This is a genomic window from Citrobacter sp. RHBSTW-00944 (genome assembly GCF_013615435.1).
In the GTDB taxonomy this organism is placed as follows: domain Bacteria; phylum Pseudomonadota; class Gammaproteobacteria; order Enterobacterales; family Enterobacteriaceae; genus Citrobacter; species Citrobacter braakii.
The window spans coordinates 4,082,319-4,098,876 of the sequence record NZ_CP055418.1; the positions used below are offsets into that span (position 1 = coordinate 4,082,319).

The 16,558-nt window shown below is 52.5% G+C and carries 13 protein-coding genes; 2 read left to right on the top strand and 11 right to left on the bottom strand.

Going from position 1 to position 16,558, the window contains the following annotated elements:
- Positions 1–92 precede the first annotated feature (92 nt).
- The 4 genes from HV334_RS19770 to HV334_RS19785 all read right to left on the bottom strand — a co-directional run bounded on the left by HV334_RS19770 (position 93) and on the right by HV334_RS19785 (position 4,556).
- Positions 93–1,511 carry a DUF1116 domain-containing protein gene (locus HV334_RS19770; RefSeq protein WP_016154297.1) on the bottom strand — a complete coding sequence of 473 codons (1,419 nt, stop codon included), beginning with the start codon at positions 1,509–1,511 and terminating at the stop codon, positions 93–95.
- Positions 1,511–3,058 (bottom strand): acyl-CoA synthetase FdrA, encoded by a 1,548-nt coding sequence (fdrA, locus tag HV334_RS19775; RefSeq protein ID WP_181220813.1) that lies wholly within the window; start codon positions 3,056–3,058, stop codon positions 1,511–1,513. Before fdrA ends, HV334_RS19770 begins: the two co-directional genes overlap by 1 nt.
- Entirely contained in the window at positions 3,036–3,824 is a 789-nt protein-coding gene (locus HV334_RS19780) for a DUF2877 domain-containing protein (RefSeq protein WP_103766707.1), read from the bottom strand. The genes fdrA and HV334_RS19780 overlap by 23 nt, the downstream gene beginning before the upstream one ends.
- A 126-nt stretch (positions 3,825–3,950) precedes the next feature.
- The gene (locus HV334_RS19785; RefSeq protein ID WP_153690049.1) at positions 3,951–4,556 is read right to left on the bottom strand and encodes an ankyrin repeat domain-containing protein; all 606 of its coding nucleotides are present in this window, start codon (positions 4,554–4,556) and stop codon (positions 3,951–3,953) included.
- Between the two features lie 391 nt (positions 4,557–4,947).
- Here HV334_RS19785 and HV334_RS19790 point away from each other — a divergent pair, with 391 nt between their 5' ends.
- Positions 4,948–5,877 carry a LysR substrate-binding domain-containing protein gene (locus HV334_RS19790; RefSeq protein WP_046276120.1) on the top strand — a complete coding sequence of 310 codons (930 nt, stop codon included), beginning with the start codon at positions 4,948–4,950 and terminating at the stop codon, positions 5,875–5,877.
- Positions 5,878–5,919: 42 nt separating this feature from the next.
- On the opposite strand, the gene HV334_RS19795 is transcribed toward HV334_RS19790, so the two are convergent.
- The 6 genes from HV334_RS19795 to pgaA all read right to left on the bottom strand — a co-directional run bounded on the left by HV334_RS19795 (position 5,920) and on the right by pgaA (position 12,844).
- Positions 5,920–6,192, bottom strand: coding sequence for a GNAT family N-acetyltransferase (locus HV334_RS19795; RefSeq protein ID WP_103766706.1), 273 nt, complete (start codon positions 6,190–6,192; stop codon positions 5,920–5,922).
- An 11-nt stretch (positions 6,193–6,203) separates the two neighbouring features.
- Complete coding sequence (gene yjdI, locus HV334_RS19800) at positions 6,204–6,434, bottom strand: 4Fe-4S mono-cluster protein YjdI (protein WP_153690048.1); 231 nt, start codon at positions 6,432–6,434, stop codon at positions 6,204–6,206.
- 82 nt (positions 6,435–6,516) lie between these two features.
- Positions 6,517–7,023, bottom strand: coding sequence for a poly-beta-1,6-N-acetyl-D-glucosamine biosynthesis protein PgaD (pgaD, locus tag HV334_RS19805; RefSeq protein WP_049041934.1), 507 nt, complete (start codon positions 7,021–7,023; stop codon positions 6,517–6,519).
- Positions 7,020–8,354, bottom strand: coding sequence for a poly-beta-1,6-N-acetyl-D-glucosamine synthase (gene pgaC / locus HV334_RS19810; RefSeq protein WP_075847468.1), 1,335 nt, complete (start codon positions 8,352–8,354; stop codon positions 7,020–7,022). Before pgaC ends, pgaD begins: the two co-directional genes overlap by 4 nt.
- Positions 8,351–10,372: a poly-beta-1,6-N-acetyl-D-glucosamine N-deacetylase PgaB gene (gene pgaB / locus HV334_RS19815; protein WP_181220815.1), complete on the bottom strand. Its 2,022-nt coding sequence runs from the start codon at positions 10,370–10,372 to the stop codon at positions 8,351–8,353. The genes pgaC and pgaB overlap by 4 nt, the downstream gene beginning before the upstream one ends.
- A 9-nt stretch (positions 10,373–10,381) precedes the next feature.
- Entirely contained in the window at positions 10,382–12,844 is a 2,463-nt protein-coding gene (gene pgaA / locus HV334_RS19820) for a poly-beta-1,6 N-acetyl-D-glucosamine export porin PgaA (RefSeq protein ID WP_016154307.1), read from the bottom strand.
- A gap of 950 nt (positions 12,845–13,794) precedes the next feature.
- Between pgaA and HV334_RS19825 the strand changes: the two genes are divergently transcribed.
- Positions 13,795–14,331, top strand: a complete 537-nt coding sequence (locus tag HV334_RS19825; protein ID WP_047414402.1) for a GNAT family N-acetyltransferase — start codon at positions 13,795–13,797, stop codon at positions 14,329–14,331.
- Between the two features lie 228 nt (positions 14,332–14,559).
- Here the strand turns inward: HV334_RS19825 and vexE are convergent, their stop codons facing one another.
- Entirely contained in the window at positions 14,560–16,542 is a 1,983-nt protein-coding gene (gene vexE / locus HV334_RS19830) for a Vi polysaccharide transport protein VexE (RefSeq protein WP_049282179.1), read from the bottom strand.
- Positions 16,543–16,558 lie beyond the last annotated feature (16 nt).

The window sequence follows — 16,558 nt, forward strand, 5'->3', positions numbered from 1 at the left end:
CGTTTGCGATCCCGGGGATCGCCCAGCCCTGCAGGTAAGCAACGTTTTTTGCTTCGCTACTGTGGGGCTAACAGCGTTAGCCCCGATTGTTGTTATTGGCAGTAGCGGTCGCGCCAGTTGAGGATCGCCTTTTCAAAACAGGCGAACGGCGGATGGACTATTCCGGCGCCGATCATGCCGATCCCCGCATCTTTGTGCGCAATTGCGGTGTTAATCACCGGCAGAATGCCGGTGCTACCCACGCGCGTAATGTCGATAGCGGTCGGTACGCCCATAAAACCAAGTAACGGAATGGTAACGTTGGGGTTTTCGCCGAGAGTGATTTCACGCATCTGGCGAGAGAAATCGACCGCCTCTTCAACCGTACCGCCCACCAGCGCCACGATGGCCGGTGCCGTGGCCATGGCAAAACCGCCGATGCCGTAGGTTTCGGTAATTGCGCTATCACCGATATCACGTCCGGAATCTTCGGGCTTATAGCCCGCAAACATCGGGCCAATCACCTGCTGCGCCGGACCGGTAAACCACTGACCCGGTAAGCCGCTGATGCGCAGACCGAATTCAACGCCGTTACGCGCCATCGTCGTGACTACGGTGCTGTATTCGATCCCGTGTGCGGCGTCCATTGCGGCTTTACACATCGCCATCCAGGTCGGTCCGGAGAAGTAATCGCTGCTGAGGACGAACTCGAATACCTCACGCTGCTGCTCAACCGGATAGCCAGTCTGAATAATCCACGGCGTCAGTGCTTGTATCAGTAGCGCCGTCCCGGCGTTGTTGCGGTTATGACACTCATCGCCCATGTGCAGCGCCTGCGCCAGCATCAGGCGCAGATCGATTTCGCCCGCCAGCTTCATGGCGTCGCGCAGCATCGGTCCCATCACATCGCGCATCCAGTTCAGGCGATCGATAACGCTCTGATCGTTCGCGCCCATGCGCAGGATCTTCGCCATCTGCTCGCTCATATTGGTATATGCGCGGTTGCCGTAGGTTTTGTTCTCGACGATGTGCATAAACATCGACGCCGACGTCACACCCGCCATCGAACCGACACAGTCATGCTCGTGGCACGGTGAGAAGATGATTTCACCCGAGGCGGCCAGGTCGGCGGCTTCATCCAGATCTTTCGCCAGCCCTTCAAACACCAAAGCCCCGGTGACCGCGCCCTTCATTGCGCCGCACATTTTTTCCCAGCAGATGGGCGGTCCGGCGTGCAGGATGGTGTTGCGGGTCATGCCCGGCACGACGTTGATCGCCTGGTCATAGCCAATCAGCACCGGATGCGACTGGATAATGCGTTCCAGCGCCTGCTGGTTAGCGGCAGCGATTTTGTCAGCCAGCGGCGAATCGGCAATTTCGTCCAGTGCGGCCACGACCTGCATGTTGCCCTGGCCCGGCGGCGTCCAGTCGAGCTGGGTCACGGGAACATTCTGCTTTTTCAGGTCATCGCTGAACATCGCGATGCCGACGTTAATCACGTTCAGCGGCTGGTTAAACAGTGTCTGGCTCATCAGGCTTCCTCCCCTTTACAGATAAATTCACGCGCCAGCAATCCGGTATTGGTGCTACTGCTCGCCCAGATCACGCCTGCATCGGTCAGCATCTGGCACTGTTTTTCCAGCGACGGCGTATCGAGATCGGTTCCCAGCACGTAGCCGAGGATCTCAAGCGGACGCCCCTCTGCGGCGGCGATCGCTTTGGCTTCGACGATCGCCTCGATCATCACGCCAACCGGATCTTCATGTGATCCATATCCAAGAACAAAGTCCATAACGATCACGCCGACTTCAGGATCGCGTGCTTCCTGCAACAGACGACTAATGCGGTTGGTTGGATCGATCATCGGATGCGGTTTACCGTTGGTAAAATCGTCATCTCCGAAATCAAGGAAGGTATGTCCCACGCTGCGGTTGAGATCTGTCAGGCGAAAAGCCGGATCCGGATGAATGTTGCTGTAAACTTCCGCATGTTTTTCCATGGCAGCAAACATCGCCTCATCGCACAGCGTGCCGCCACAGAACAAGCCGCGAATGTACTTTTGCTGCGGGGTCAGGCGGGCGCGGACCTCTTCAATCAGCGGCCAGTTGAGCGGATGCAGATCCAGACTCTCTTTTTTCACGCCAGTCAGCAGTACCGCTTTCAGCGCCGCCTCTTTAGTGCCGCGTGCAAACAGCAGACCGTTTTCATCCGCAGGCGCGGCTTCACGTCCGAGGAAACACACCACGACGGGCTTATGGCAGGCGCGCGCACGTTCCAGCACCTTGCGCGCCACTGTTGGCGCAGGAGGTTTGGAGATAAGCGCGATGATCTCGGTTTGCGGATCGACCTCCAGCATACCAATCGCGTCAAGCATCATCAGGCCGCCAATCTTTTCGCTCAGATCGCGTCCACCGGTGCCAATCAGTTGGGAAATCCCGCCGCCAAACTCGTGAATGCGTACGCTCAGCTCCTGGCTACCGGTACCGGAGGCACCAACAATTCCGATGTTGCCGCGACGCACCGCATTGCCAAAACACAGCGCCGCGCCGTTAATAATGGCGGTTCCGCAATCGGGCCCCATCATCAGCAGCCCTTTTTCATGCGCCAGCTGCTTGAGCGCCAGTTCGTCTTCAAGAGAGACGTTGTCAGAGAACAGCATCACGTTGAGGTTATTTTGCAGCGCCTGACGCGCTTCACGCGCGGCAAACAGACCATTGACCGAGATCACCGCCAGGTTGCTGTCAGGAACATGCTTCTTCGCACTGGCAAGCGTGGCATAGCGCGCTTCATGCTGCCCTCCCTGCTCTTTATGCGTAAACAAATCTTCAATCGCCACCAGCGTCTGATCGTTCGCCGCCTCGCTGGCGCCTTTAATGACAATCATCAGGTCGCCACTTTTCGCCTCTTCAAGTTCAGGCGTGAGCAGACCGAGATTCTTCAGTACGCCCTTATTCATTTCTGTCGCCATAGCCACGAACGCCTGCTCAACGCCATCGAGCTTATTTGCGCGTGTGGAGATAGACATCAGTGAGACAGAATCAAAATACGTGTTCTTTTTAACAACTATCCTGATCGACATAATTCCCTCCGGACCTGTGGCTCAGGGCGCAGGCATCCGCCATGCCATACAGCATGTCGCAGCCAGAACTTGAGCCGATATTTTTAATGTCAGTAATATATTGCGTAGAAACGGGTTGTTGCTCTGTAATAATATGGTTCAGCAGCCGTCCGACGCTTTCTCGATAACGTTGATGAAAGGCTTCCTCTAGCGTTATTTTGCTGAGTAGCGTGGTATTATTTCCGGCACGTTGTAAGGCTGCTAAAAAATCATCACGATATTTCCCCAGCGGATGTCCCGGAATAAATAAAATAGTGCTTAAACCCACTAAATAATCATCAGATGAAGGCGTCAGACCAATCCCCAGACCAATTAAATGGCTGACCGCTGTAGAGATATTTTCTCCTGTCTGCAACGCCGCCAGTAATGTTTGTCGGCGACTCAGTAATTGGCGGGTGATTTCCAGATAAAACGGGTTATCACCCTGGTACAGAAATAATGTGTCAGCGCTTCTTAGCTGTTGGCGGATAACCTCTTCCCAGCGCAGCCAGCGGATTGCAGCAAGGCTTATTGCATCAAGCCTCCACCGTGGTATGCGCCATGGCAGACAACCGGAAGTTTCTATCCATTTATCGTTGCCAACGGCTATCCCCGATTCGGTAAAACTGACTCTCTCACCGGGGTGAAACAGCTCTTCACAATGCGTCAGCGCCAGCCGACAGCTGTTAGGCGCGTTATCACAACCTTCACTCAGTAACGTCAGCAACCGCTGCTGTTCGGGTATCAACAGGTTTACCGCGCGGGAAAAAACCTGTTCAACCCGTCCCGTTCCCCGGAAAGCGAGAAACGCGCCGTCTGCGGTTAGCGCCCGTACGCATCGCCGTGATGGCGTAGCGATAGTGGCGCTCCTCTGTCAGGCTCCGGCCGCAATCAGCAGCTCGGCAATTTCGTGGTATCCTTTCTCCCGCGCCAGCTCCAGCGGGGTTTTACCGTATTTATCCGTCATGTGCGGGTTTGCGCCATGGTCGAGCAGCAGCTTGACGATTTCCTGCTGTTTCGCACCGCCGTCATTAAGCACGATGGCTTCCAGTAACGGCGTCCAGCCGACAAAGTTGGTATGATTAACATTGATATCGGTACGCAGCAGCAGTTCGCGCACGATCTCTACATGACCTTTTTCGCTGGCTGGCGTAATACCGACGCCGCCAAAACGGCTCAGGCAATTAAGATCGGGATTGGCCGGTAATACGGTACGCAGCAGCGTTAAATCGTTAGTCAGACAGCTAATCAGGAATGGATTAAAACAGGTTTGATCCTGTTTATTAATATCGGCACCGGCGGCAATCAATAAAGAAACACAGTCATAATGTTTATTCAAGCTGGTAATAATTATGGCAGTGCGCCCCTGGCGGTTAGTGGCATTAATATCCACATTTTTTGCCAGGCAGGATTTTAATCCATCGGCATCACCCTGCTCTGCCGCCAGCAGAAATTCAGTAATGAGTTCTTTCTCTGACATAATCGCTCTCCTGCAGTTTTTTAGACTTTTTAAATATCCGATAAGCTGAGAATAGCAACAGAGTGCAGAGAATAATATCCGCTTAAATTTCATTCATCGTAAGCGTGTCGATTATTGAATCAAATTTAACAATGAGAGCAAAACGTGCTGTAGTGCAATCTTTTCCTTATGACAGACCCGCTTTTAGCCATTAATCAGTTGTCAGGAAAATCAGGCGTGATGCTACACGGATAGCGGCCTGCAATTAATATACAGAAGTGTGATTGCCTTCAAATCAATTGTAAAACTAGTGTTAAATTCTGTTCAAAACTGATTGCTCTGCATAAGGATTACAAATACATTCAACAATCATCGCGTCGCGGATGTGCGTTTGTCGCCGGAGGGGAGGAAGATGAATTCAATTTTTACCGAGGAAAACCTGCTGGCATTTACGATGGCAGCCCGCTACAGCAGCTTCAGCAAGGCGGCTGAGGAACTTGGCTTAACCACATCAGCAATTAGTTACACCATTAAGCGCATGGAGGTGGGGCTCGACGTGGTGCTGTTTACTCGCAGTACCCGCAGCATTGAGCTGACCGAGTCCGGACGCTATCTGTTTCGCAAGGCGACCGACCTGCTCAACGATTTCCACGCCATCAAGCGCAGTATTGATACCATTGCTCAGGGCATTGAAGCCCGGGTACGCATCTGTATTAATCAACTGTTGTATACCCCTCAACATACGGCACGACTGCTGCAGGTACTCAAGAAACAGTTTCCAACCTGCCAGATAACCGTCACCACCGAGGTGTATAACGGCGTCTGGGATTCGATCATTAACAACCTCGCCAACATCGCTATCGGCGCGCCGGATACGTTACTGGACGGCGGGGGGATTGATTACACCGAGATCGGCGCGATCCGTTGGTCGTTTGCGATTGCCCCGGATCATCCGCTGGCTTTTATGCCTGAACCGATTTCTGAGAGCCAGCTGCGCCTGTACCCGAACATCATGGTGGAAGACACCGCGCACACCATCAACAAGAAGGTCGGCTGGCTGTTACACGGACAGGAGTCGATTCTGGTTCCTGATTTTAATACCAAATGCCAGTGCCAGATCCTGGGTGAGGGCATCGGTTTTCTGCCGGACTATATGGTACGCGAGGCGATGGAAAAGTCGTTGCTGGTCACGCGGCAGATCCACAACCCGCGTCAGGATTCAAGGATGCTGCTGGCGACCCAGCATTCGGCCACCGGTCGTGTAACCCAGTGGATTAAAAAAGAGTTTGGCCCACAAGGTGTATTGACGGGAATTTATCAGGATTTGCTGCATCGGGAGTGATGCGCCGGACGGCGGTCATGCCTTCCGGCGCACGTAAGATTATCAGGCGCGAATATCGTCATACTCGCGGGTTTTATCAAACTCATGTTTGGCAAACGGGCACAGCGGAATAACTTTGCGGTTTTCGGCGCGCATTTTCTCCACCACCTTCGCCACCAGCAGTTTACCGACCCCCTGGCCTTTCAGGCTGGGGTCGACATCGGTATGTTCAATGATGCTCAGATGCTCACCCGTCGGCACGAAGACAATCTCGGCAACCTGATTGCCTTCGGCATCGTTAACATAATATTTGTTGTGGCCTGCAAGAATTTCCATGGTCCCCTCACTCATTTCTGGCGATATTTCAGCGCACCGCTCGGACAGGTATCAATCACTTTAATGACCGTCGCGACATCCACTTCATCCGGAATGATCCACGGTTTACGCTTCAGGTCAAAAAGCGCTGCGCTTCCCCGCACGCAGTTGCCCGAATGTTGACATATCGCCGTATTGAAGTAGACGTCAATCTTCTCGCCGGTATAGGCCCGGTAACCGGCATCCAGTAGTTCCTTATCCACGACATTGCCTCGCATTTTTTTATTGTCTGGGTCTAATCATAGACCTGTGCGAGGCTGAAGGAAGCAGCTGAAAGTAGAAATATCACTCAGGCCTTTTCTGCCACGACGGCTGCGGCTCTGGCGGCAAATACTCCAGCATCGCAGGCGTCGGCGGCGGTAGACGGTTATCGGCGATATCCCTGTCCACATCGATATGACTGATTTCACCACTTTCATGATGGTGAACCGTCAGCACCCGCGCTTTGTTCAGCTCTGTCACCAGTTCCCGGGTAATACGTAAACTTTCCGCCAGCTCATGATCTTCCAGTCCGGGCCTGCGACTGCGACGTTCCACCCGAAAACGAAACTGGTTGTACTTCGCCCAACCAATCAGCACCAGTCCGTTGACCAGCGCGACAAGGATGTAAAACGTGACCGTATCCAGCGTGGTGAAAAAGGGTCGCACGCCTATATAAGGTGAGTGCGCCAGAGCGGTGATCAGCCCTTTATAGATCAAATATAAAAAGCCAACCCAGGCAAAAAGCGTTAACAACACGTCAATGATGCGCGGCAGCAAACGCTGCTCCGTAAAGATCAGCGGCTGGCTCATGATTCGATCCTCCCAATTCCACGATCGGGACTCACCCAACGCGCCCTGCCGCGTTTGCGTTTAAGCATTACTTTCGGGAAAGCGACCAGCGTGGTGAACAGGCTTAACATCCAGTACACCACCGGGAACCAGATAATCCAGAACAACGACGCGCCAATGCCTTTTTCATAGCGCCGCTCAATCATCAGACTCACCGCAAACTGCAGCAAGCACACCACGCCGAGGATTAGCCCAGTAAAGGCCGGCGGGAACAGATGTTGTACATACAGCGAGTCCGGCATCGGGATCATCAGCCCTAACAGGAACAGCACGATACTAATCGCATAGGCAAACGCCCAGGAGGTAGAAAAACAGAACTCAAAAAACAGCGGCCACATACGGCGATATTCCCATGACCACAGGCGGCGCATGTTCACGATAAACACCTCCGCGCCGCCTTGCGCCCAGCGCAGTCGCTGCTTCCATAACCCTCTTAACGTTTCAGGCATCAGGATCCAGCACAGTGCGCGCGGCTCAAAGAATATCGACCAGTGGCGCAATTGCAGCTTCCAACTGATATCGATGTCTTCGGTGATCATGTCCGGGCTCCAGTAACCGACCTCGGCCAGCGCGCGACGACGAAACGCAGCAACCACGCCGGAAACGGTAAAGATCTGCCCATAAACTCGCTGAGTACGCTTAATCAAGCCGATAATGGAAGAAAACTCCCCGACCTGCACCCGACCGATTAAGGTGGAGCGGGTTCGAATACGTGGGTTCCCGGTCACCGCACCGACGCGCGGGAACTGGATCAGCGGCGCCACAATATAGGCAACGGCATCACGGTCCAGTAACGCATCGCCATCAATACACACCAGGTAATCACTGCGCGCCGCTGCTGCCCCGGTCTTGAGCGCCAGCGCTTTGCCCTGGTTTTCAGCCAGATGAATCACCCGCAGACTGGGGTATTCCACCGCCAGTTGTTCCAGCACGTCGTGGGTATCATCCGTTGAACCATCGTTGATGGCAATCACTTCAATATTTTTATATCGCTGCGCCAGCGCGGCCTCAATGGTTTCACGCGCATTGATCCCTTCGTTAAAACAGGGGATCAGAATGGAAACCAGCGGATTCCCTTCCAGCGTCGGTGGCGGTGTGTCATCTCCCCATTTCCAGTGACGCTCACGGTAGAACCAGAAATAGACCCCGCCGCTTATCCACAAAGCAGACATAAACAAGGGCCAGAAGAAGACGAAGTTCAACATCACTTCACCTGTAAAGATGACCGCCACGCCAAACGGCAGGCTGAACATCAGGCAAAGTATCAGGAAAGCAATTATGCGATCGGTCATTTTTGCGGGTACCAGTATGAGGAGAACGTCGAGCGAATCTCTGACATCTCAGGTTTGTCGCTGATGAAATCATCCGGGTAATAGCCGTAGTTACCTGCACCGCTTAATTTCAGCTGGCGCATCCATTCGGCTATTTGTTTTCCGCTGATTTCAGCCTCGTCCCCGGATTTACGCCAGTCTCGTGCCTGTAGTTCAAACACGGTTTTGTCCAGCGCGCCGGGCGTTTGTGCAACGGCATTCACTAATCTGTCGAGCCAGGCGTTGGCATCATTAGCCGGGATCTGCTCCATGAAAGGCATCGCCATTGGTGCCGTCCAGTCATAGGTATTGAGGAAATCATTCAGGTTCTGCGCAAACCAGGCTTCACTCTCCGGCTCCAGTACCGGCATGGCGTAAATATTGCGCGCCGTCTGCACCTGCGGACCGCGAATATTACGCACCGCCTGGGTCAGTTGTTTGGTGAAGTCGATCAGCACCTTACTTTTCAGTCGCGTCCAGCGCTCGAACGCCTGTGGATTGCTACGGATTTGCTCAATGCTTCCGGGAAGCACTGCGGCGCGGTAGGCAGCCAATGCCTCCGGTGACGCGTCTTCAAAGTCCGTCAGGAAAGCATCGTCATGGAACAAAATCCCTTTGAAGCTGGCGTGTTTGGCCAGGTCTTCATAGATTTCAGTGATGCGCTGACGCGCTTCGCTGCTCCAGGGGGACAGACGGACATAATTCTCGCGGTTGATCGCTGTACGTCCCGTTTTCGGATCCCAGGCGGTTACGCGTGGGATGGAAGCGTCGAGATCGAAAGCCAGAACCGGCATCCAGGCATACACCGTCACCCCTGCCCGCGTTTGTAACTGCCAGGAGATATAGTTAAAGAGGTCGGCACGCATCGGCAGCCAGCGGTTAGGGAAATAGAGCTCGCGAATATTTCCGTCACCCTGCGGATCGGCGTAGGCCTGCAGGAAGACATGAGAAATACGCATGTCATAAACGCGCTGGATAAGTTTGTCGATGTTTCGCTTCTGCTGAGCAGGGTCCTTGTCATACACGTAATCCAGATCGACATGCATCACGCGCATCGTCTGCGGTTCACGTACCTGAGCGACCTGGCTGGCAAAGCGCTTAAGAGAGGGGTTATCAGAGATTAGCACGCGCGGGATGTCATCAAGAAACGCGGCATTCGCCAACCCTTCGTTGAGCGTGAAGGCCATCTTATAGCCATGCTCTTTAGCCAGGTTTAACGTTGTGCCATTGGCCGCACCGTAAGGCCAGACCCACGCGCGCGGTGATTTCCCGGTCACCGATTTGATCTTGTTGGTGATGAGAGAGATATCCGCGTTTATACGGCGCGTGTACTGTTCATCCGTTTCGTAAGTGCCGGTTTTCTTATCATACAGGCGGTTCGCCACCGCCGGTTCTTTACTTCCCTGCGGGTTGGCTTGTGCACCGAAATGCGAATTCCAGGTGTGCGCACCGACTTCCACCAACGGTGATTTGCCCATCTCTTCGACCATTTTCCAGGTGGCGAATTTATCTCGCGCCGTCATTAAGCCGCCAAAATCGACTTTTTTGTTGGCGGGAGCATCAACCCAACTCCCCACCGGCGCCCAGAGCGCAGGCCAGTTATAGGCTTTCAGCAGCGGCCAGACACGGGTATAAAAACTGCTATATCCGTCATCAAAGGTGAGTAATACCGCTTTTTCCGGCAACACGATTTTACCGTCATGGGCGTCCAGGATTTGCTGCACGCTGATCGGGTTATAGCCATTATCACGCAGCCAGGCCATTTGGTCGCTCAACGCACTGGTGCGCACAGAAAGATAGCGTTGGTCGGCGGCACCATCCTCGACATCGTGGTAGCCGAGCACCAGGAAGCTATTTTTCGGCCACGGATGATCCGCCGTCAGCGGCGTTCTCTCTGCGGGAGGAACGTAGCGAGGCGTTGTATTGTGCGCGCTACTGCACGCGGTAATCATCAACCAGCCAGCGATTAATGCGCTAAGCCACAGGCATCTTTTCAGCATGAACAATCCTTAAAACCTGACATTTAAATCGAAAGCGAGGGAGATATTCCGCTCACGTTTACCGTCGTAGGGGCGTTTATCCCAAATCAGCATCACCCCGCCATCTACGACGTTGTTCCATTTGAGCCGTTGTCCGTATCCCACCTGAACGATGGCACCAGCGTCCTGGCCTTGCTGCCAATAGCCACCTACGCCAGCCAGACCTTGCTGCGTCCACACGGTGTCATAATGGCGGTAAAGAACCTGCTCCGCGCTCAGACCAGGTACCACGGAAAAATCACTCTTCGGGTTGTAATACGGCACATTCTCTTTGGTGTTGGTGCTCCCGCCGATGCCCGGGGTAAAGTCCAGGGTGAAGCGCGGCGTTGTCCACATGCGCTCTTTTCCGCTGAGTCCGTATTCGATGCGATCGTTACCATCTGAGAAATGTGATGCGGCAAACGACAGTTGATATTCACGTCGTTCGTTTTGATACCAGCGAACAAACATATCGCCGCCGTTGGCATACACGCCGCTACGCAGCGCGCGCAGTGGCGTATTACGCGACAAGCGCTCGGCCGAACCGCCTACGCGCCAGTTATCATTGAAGTCATGCCAGCCGGAAAGACGACCGCCAATTTTCTGACCATCGCCATAATTTCGGCCAGAGACTTCCATTTCTGCCCAGTAGTCGCGGGAAGTCCATTCCGCCCCCGCCGCCAGATCGCGGCTGATGCCTTTACCTTCCTCAAATTCGCCAGTAGCAAAGTTGAATCCAGTAAACAATCGCCAGTTGTCGTTAATTGGCGGACTGTAAATGGCAGTATTGATGTTGAAGTCATTCTTACCGCTGACCGGGCTATCGGACGAGATCCCTTGTGTGCCGCTAATGCGCACTTCCGACATTTTGTGGACATCACGAATACGCGCGAGGCGCAGCGTCGCTTCATCATCCGGGCTACGGGCGATGACGTCATCCGTCAGTTCATCGGCCTGCCTCCATTCCTGGAGATCCAGCGCAACATAAGCCTGCTGACGTTCCAGTTCCAGGTTACTTGGCTCAATCACTTCCGCCAGCTTCAGCTCTTTCTCCGCCGCATGCGGCAAGCCACGTGCTTCAAGAACGGAGGCATAAGATATGCGCAGCCCCTGGTTACCTGAACCTGTTCGCGCCAGATGCTCTGCGAGCTTTTCAGCCTCAGGTAGTTCATTGGCAGCAATATAATATTGCGTCAGCATCGACTGTCCGAGCAGCCAGTTATCGTTAGGCTGCGGCGTTGGCGAACCATAGATGCGTCTCAGGTACGGACTCTCTTTGATTAAGTTTTCGGCCTGTTTTTTAGCGGCATCAAAGTTTTCATTATCGATATGCGCGTAGAACAGATCCTGTTGATCCTCAGGACCAAGCGGCGTAACGGGAATCGGTCCATTCGGGTAGTAGATGCTCATCAGCATCGCTTCGGTTTTTTCTGGCTGGCGTTCGCTTAACCATGCCGATGCTACCCAGCGTTTCGCGTAGTTTGGCACTTCGCCGCTCGCAGAAAGCGATTCGTATTCCTTAATCACTTCAGACGTTCGCTTACGAACCAGCAAAGCGCCCATGCGGTCAATTCTCGCCCGACGGACATCATTCTGCGCGGATGGCTCATCCTTCCAGGCAGCCAGCAACTGGTCATAGCGGGCCAGCGCTTTATCCGCCACGATAAACCGCTCTTCTTCATTACGTGCGGACGTATAGGAGGAACGTACCATTTCGGCGGCCGCATCAAGCTCAAGGCGGCGCTTCACAGGATCTGCCGTAGGCACTACCTCCGCCATATTTAAGGCGGGCCCGGAAACACGGTTTGCTGACAGAGCAGACAGCAGCGTGGATTTTGCATTTTTGTTGCCAGGATCAACGTCATCCGCCTGGCTGGCAACCAACAGCGCGTCCCAGTTTTTCCCCTGAGAATGATATACGTAGGCAAGTAGCGCATCGGAGTCAGCACCCGGATGTGCCTGTGCCCATTTATTCGCTTCAGTAAGGGCTTGCTGATTGTAGCGAGCATCTGCCAACGTCATTATCCAGCCGGTGCGTACGTCAACGTTGTCAGGCTCTTCCTGTAAAACGCTTTCCCATACCGCCAATGAATCATTCCAGTTTTTCTGGTTACGGTACGCACGTGCAGCGGCGACTTTGCCGCGCGCAGGCACATCCATTTGCCCACGATAGCGCTGCCAGATTTCAATAGTGGCTTTATCGTTGTTATCAACCCAACTGGAAACTTGCAGCCAGTCGGCAACCTGATTTGGCGTTAGCGCGCTTTGCTTTCCCTGATCCTCTAGATAACGCAATAACGGTGCACTATTACCACCCCGCGCTTCAATAACCAAAGCGTCATAATCTGATGTCGCTGCAGAGATTTGCATAGGGAAAAGAACGCTTGCCGTAAATAAACAGCTTAAAGACTTAAAACGTTTAATGAAGTTGGCATGTCGACGCATACTTAACATATCTGCCCTTATAACTTACATCAGAGTAAAAATAAGCGTTTTCAATATATTACAGTCGGTTGCTAACGATACCCGACCATGTAAGATGCACTGCCGCTTATTTTGCAATAGGGTTATGAAGCAATTAATTCTTTCGTCTTATTGACTACCCGCGCCTCGCCCTCTAATCGTGGGAAAGCAGGCGTAAACTCGAAAATTTTATCACTCAGCGTAGTTCGTGGCTATGCGATACGAAAACTCTTAGACAAAAAAGTATTTTAGACTAAATAATCCTAATACTCTTGGGATTGAATTCTGGATTTAGATTAAGTTTGCATGACGAAACCTTGTGACGATGATAACTATTGCTGGCTAGCATAGCTACACCGCGCAACTGTTTGCATGGTAACTATTGTGTGCGGATAGAGAAAGTTCTGATAATAATGCCCCTGATAACAACAAAGCTCACAATGTAAATAATATAACCTAATTTTAAGTTTCGAACAGGGTCGATAAAATGAAATTAAAGGTACAGTCATAAGCAGAACTAAGTACAGTAAAAACTCAATAAAATCAAATGACTTTTTGAACCTATCATTGAAATCTACCAAAATTGGTATTTTGGTATCCGCCATAATACGTGCGCGAAGAATTGTGCATTGCTCGACTCGCTAAAGTATTTACCACTCTTGCGTATTATTGACAGTATCAACCACACTCACTTTACCCTTACAATTTGAAAGCTTATTTGCATTGAAAATAATTTATATACCCTAAATAATTCGAGTTACATGAAGGCGGCAAGTGAGTGAATCCCCAGGAGCATAGCGAACTATGTAACTGAGGCGAGCTAGCGTAGCCAACGCACATGCAGCTTAAAGAATGACGAGTATAGACGCATAATTTTTTGCACTTACCTTCCCTCCAGCCTTTGAGGTAATTTGGACAAAGATGCCAATGGGAGCTGGTCAATGAAAATCGTTAACGCTGAAAAAAAACACATCCCCGCCATACGCGATATCTACGCCCATCATGTTATTCACGGTACCGGCAGCTTTGAAACTGACCCGCCGGATACCCGCGAGATGCAGGATCGTCTGGAAAAAATCCGCAGTCTGGGACTGCCGTGGGTTGTCGCATTGCAAGAAGATAAGGTCATCGGGTATTGCTATCTCACCCGCTACCGCGAGCGTTATGCCTATCGCTATACCCTCGAAGATTCGATTTATATTGACCCGACGGCACAGCGTCAGGGGGTGGGAAAAGCGTTGCTACGCCATGTAATTGAGTGGGCTGAAACGCAGGGTTATCGGCAGTTGATCGCTATCGTCGGCGACAGCAATAATCAGGGATCGCTGAAAGTCCATCAGCAGGCTGGATTTACGAAAATAGGTACGCTGACGAACATTGGATTCAAGCATGGGCTCTGGCTTGATACGGTATTAATGCAACGCAGCCTGGGCACAGGTAACAGTACGCTACCAGCGGATTTCGATGCCGCTATTTAACATTGCTAAGGGATGACTTCAGGATACTGTCCTCTGGTAACCCTCAGACAAACAGAACCACAATCAGGTATAACGTAGCTATTATATAATTCTCCATTTTTCAGCTCGTTAGAACGCAAAAAGCACCCGAACGTTAATGAACGGATGCTTTCTAAATCGAATAACTCAGTTTTACTTAGCGGGCGGCCCCGCCTGGTGCGCCAAAGGCATCGCGGGGCAAACATCTTTTCAGCCCGAAGATGATTCATCCCTGCGCGTGATATTTCGCCAAATCCCCCCCGACAGTCTCAGATTTTCCGGCCCGCTATTCAGGATTTGGGTTACACATTTCAGGTAATTGTCTTTCCAGCGCTCAATAAAAGAAGACTGGCTTTCGAACCTCTGCGGATCGACCATTTTCTCCAAAACAAAATGGATGCGCCCGTCTCGCCACACCGGAACACCAAATACGGTGGGTAAGTGCATTTTCCAGGCAAGTCGAGAGCAAAAGGTGGAGTAGGTAATCTGCTGGCCGAAAAAGTCGATAGTCGGCGCGCTCAAATTCAACGCGCCGTCGATCGCCACAACAAGCGACTGCCCACTATGTAAGGCCTGTATGCAGGCCCTGACTACGTCCGCTTCGCTTTTGTCACTAACCGAAATCAACCGCTCGCCGTAGCCCCCTTTGAGCACGCCAGGCGTGGAAGCCACCCATTTGCTGTTCATTTCCAGCAAGGAGAGGATCATCGGCCCGGCATACATTGCGCCCATATGAGCCGATACAACAATGCAACCACGCTTATCGAGCTGCAGCCGTTGGAAAAACTGCTCGACATGCGATATATCGGCCAACCGATACATCGGTTCGTCGGCCTGCTCTCCACGGCATTCAAGCCAGTCGAGGAGATAATTATCGGCAAGATACCCCCACTTCGCCCGGCGTTCCCATTCATCGCGCTCGATACCGGACTGTCTGCCGGCAACTTCCCATGCCCAGTCAAGGCGCTCAGGCGGTAGATTAACGGCAGATATTTGCCCATCAAGCGCCAGCAGCCCCTCTTCGAATGACTGAGGCAGATGGCTTGCTCTGGCCTGAATATAGTGCTCAAAGACGCTTTCCGCTTCGCTTGTTTTCCCCGCCTGTAACAACGCCGCCGCGGCATAACGGTTCCATTTACTGGTCACCCCTTTTTCCCTTGCCAGTTGTACAAACTCATCGCTGGCAGCAGCGTATTGCCCAACCTGGCGCAGTGCTCGGGCATACATGGCTCTGACATAAGGAAGATCAGGATGAGTCGCGAGCGACTGCTGCAGTAACGGAATGGCTTTCTCATTCTGACCCGTTCTGATTAAGGCATCGGCATACAGGGTCACGATCCGTAAATTATCAGGGTTAAATTGCAGGGCATGACGCCAATGCTCAGCGGCCTGAAGCTTCGCTTCCCGGCTGCGACCAGATTGATAGTGGGCAAGCCCCAGGCTACGACGCAGCGCTGCACCATCCAACCCACGGGCTAATGCGGACTCCCCAGTCTGAATGGCTTCCTGATATTTACCGACAGCGCACAGCGTATCAACCGCCAGCCCCGCCGACTCCTGCTTTTCTAACGCGAAGAAAGGGAGCAATGCGCGGGCCAGGTCATGATCTTCTGGTAGGCGGCTTTTATTTAAGAAACGGAGGCAGGTCTCAATCATATCTCCCCGCGGGGGAACTTCCTGCGCCTGTGTTCTGGCCAACGAGATTGCCTGTAACTCTTTATCCACCAGCGTCAGGCTGCGCAGATGGAGGGCAAAAATTTTGCTATTGCCCGAAAAAGCGAGCCATGCCCGCTCGGCTAAGTCAGCAACAGTCGCATATTGTTTACTCTTAAGCAGCACGCTTGCGACCAGCAGGACATCCTCCGGCTGGCACACATTCACCGCCAGCAGTTTGTTAACCACCTGTAGTACAGCGTCCCGATGATGTGATGCCAGCGGCGAAATAACCCAGCGTCGCAATAAATCACGGCTATTCTTTGCTGTCAGCACACGGTCGGACAACAAAGTCAGCGCGGCATCTGTTTCATCTTTACGCAAACACGCGATAGCGAAGAGAATAATGTTTTGCTCATTTCCAGCACTATCTCGCACTTTTTCGGGATGCTGCCCGAAATAGTGACATAGCCCCTCCCAATCCTCTTGTTTGAGCAGGGTGGTTGGCGATTTTTTTTTACATGTAGAGTGCAAGCTCATCGTATTTCCTTACTCC

Excerpts from the sequence above, each read along its gene's own strand:
- HV334_RS19770 (WP_016154297.1), bottom strand. The coding sequence starts at position 1,511 with ATGAGCCAGACACTGTTTAACCAGCCGCTGAACGTGATTAACGTCGGC.
- fdrA (WP_181220813.1), bottom strand. The coding sequence starts at position 3,058 with ATGTCGATCAGGATAGTTGTTAAAAAGAACACGTATTTTGATTCTGTC.
- HV334_RS19785 (WP_153690049.1), bottom strand. The coding sequence starts at position 4,556 with ATGTCAGAGAAAGAACTCATTACTGAATTTCTGCTGGCGGCAGAGCAG.
- HV334_RS19790 (WP_046276120.1), top strand. The coding sequence starts at position 4,948 with ATGAATTCAATTTTTACCGAGGAAAACCTGCTGGCATTTACGATGGCA.
- HV334_RS19795 (WP_103766706.1), bottom strand. The coding sequence starts at position 6,192 with ATGGAAATTCTTGCAGGCCACAACAAATATTATGTTAACGATGCCGAA.
- pgaD (WP_049041934.1), bottom strand. The coding sequence starts at position 7,023 with ATGAGCCAGCCGCTGATCTTTACGGAGCAGCGTTTGCTGCCGCGCATC.
- pgaC (WP_075847468.1), bottom strand. The coding sequence starts at position 8,354 with ATGACCGATCGCATAATTGCTTTCCTGATACTTTGCCTGATGTTCAGC.
- pgaB (WP_181220815.1), bottom strand. The coding sequence starts at position 10,372 with ATGCTGAAAAGATGCCTGTGGCTTAGCGCATTAATCGCTGGCTGGTTG.
- pgaA (WP_016154307.1), bottom strand. The coding sequence starts at position 12,844 with ATGTTAAGTATGCGTCGACATGCCAACTTCATTAAACGTTTTAAGTCT.
- HV334_RS19825 (WP_047414402.1), top strand. The coding sequence starts at position 13,795 with ATGAAAATCGTTAACGCTGAAAAAAAACACATCCCCGCCATACGCGAT.
- vexE (WP_049282179.1), bottom strand. The coding sequence starts at position 16,542 with ATGAGCTTGCACTCTACATGTAAAAAAAAATCGCCAACCACCCTGCTC.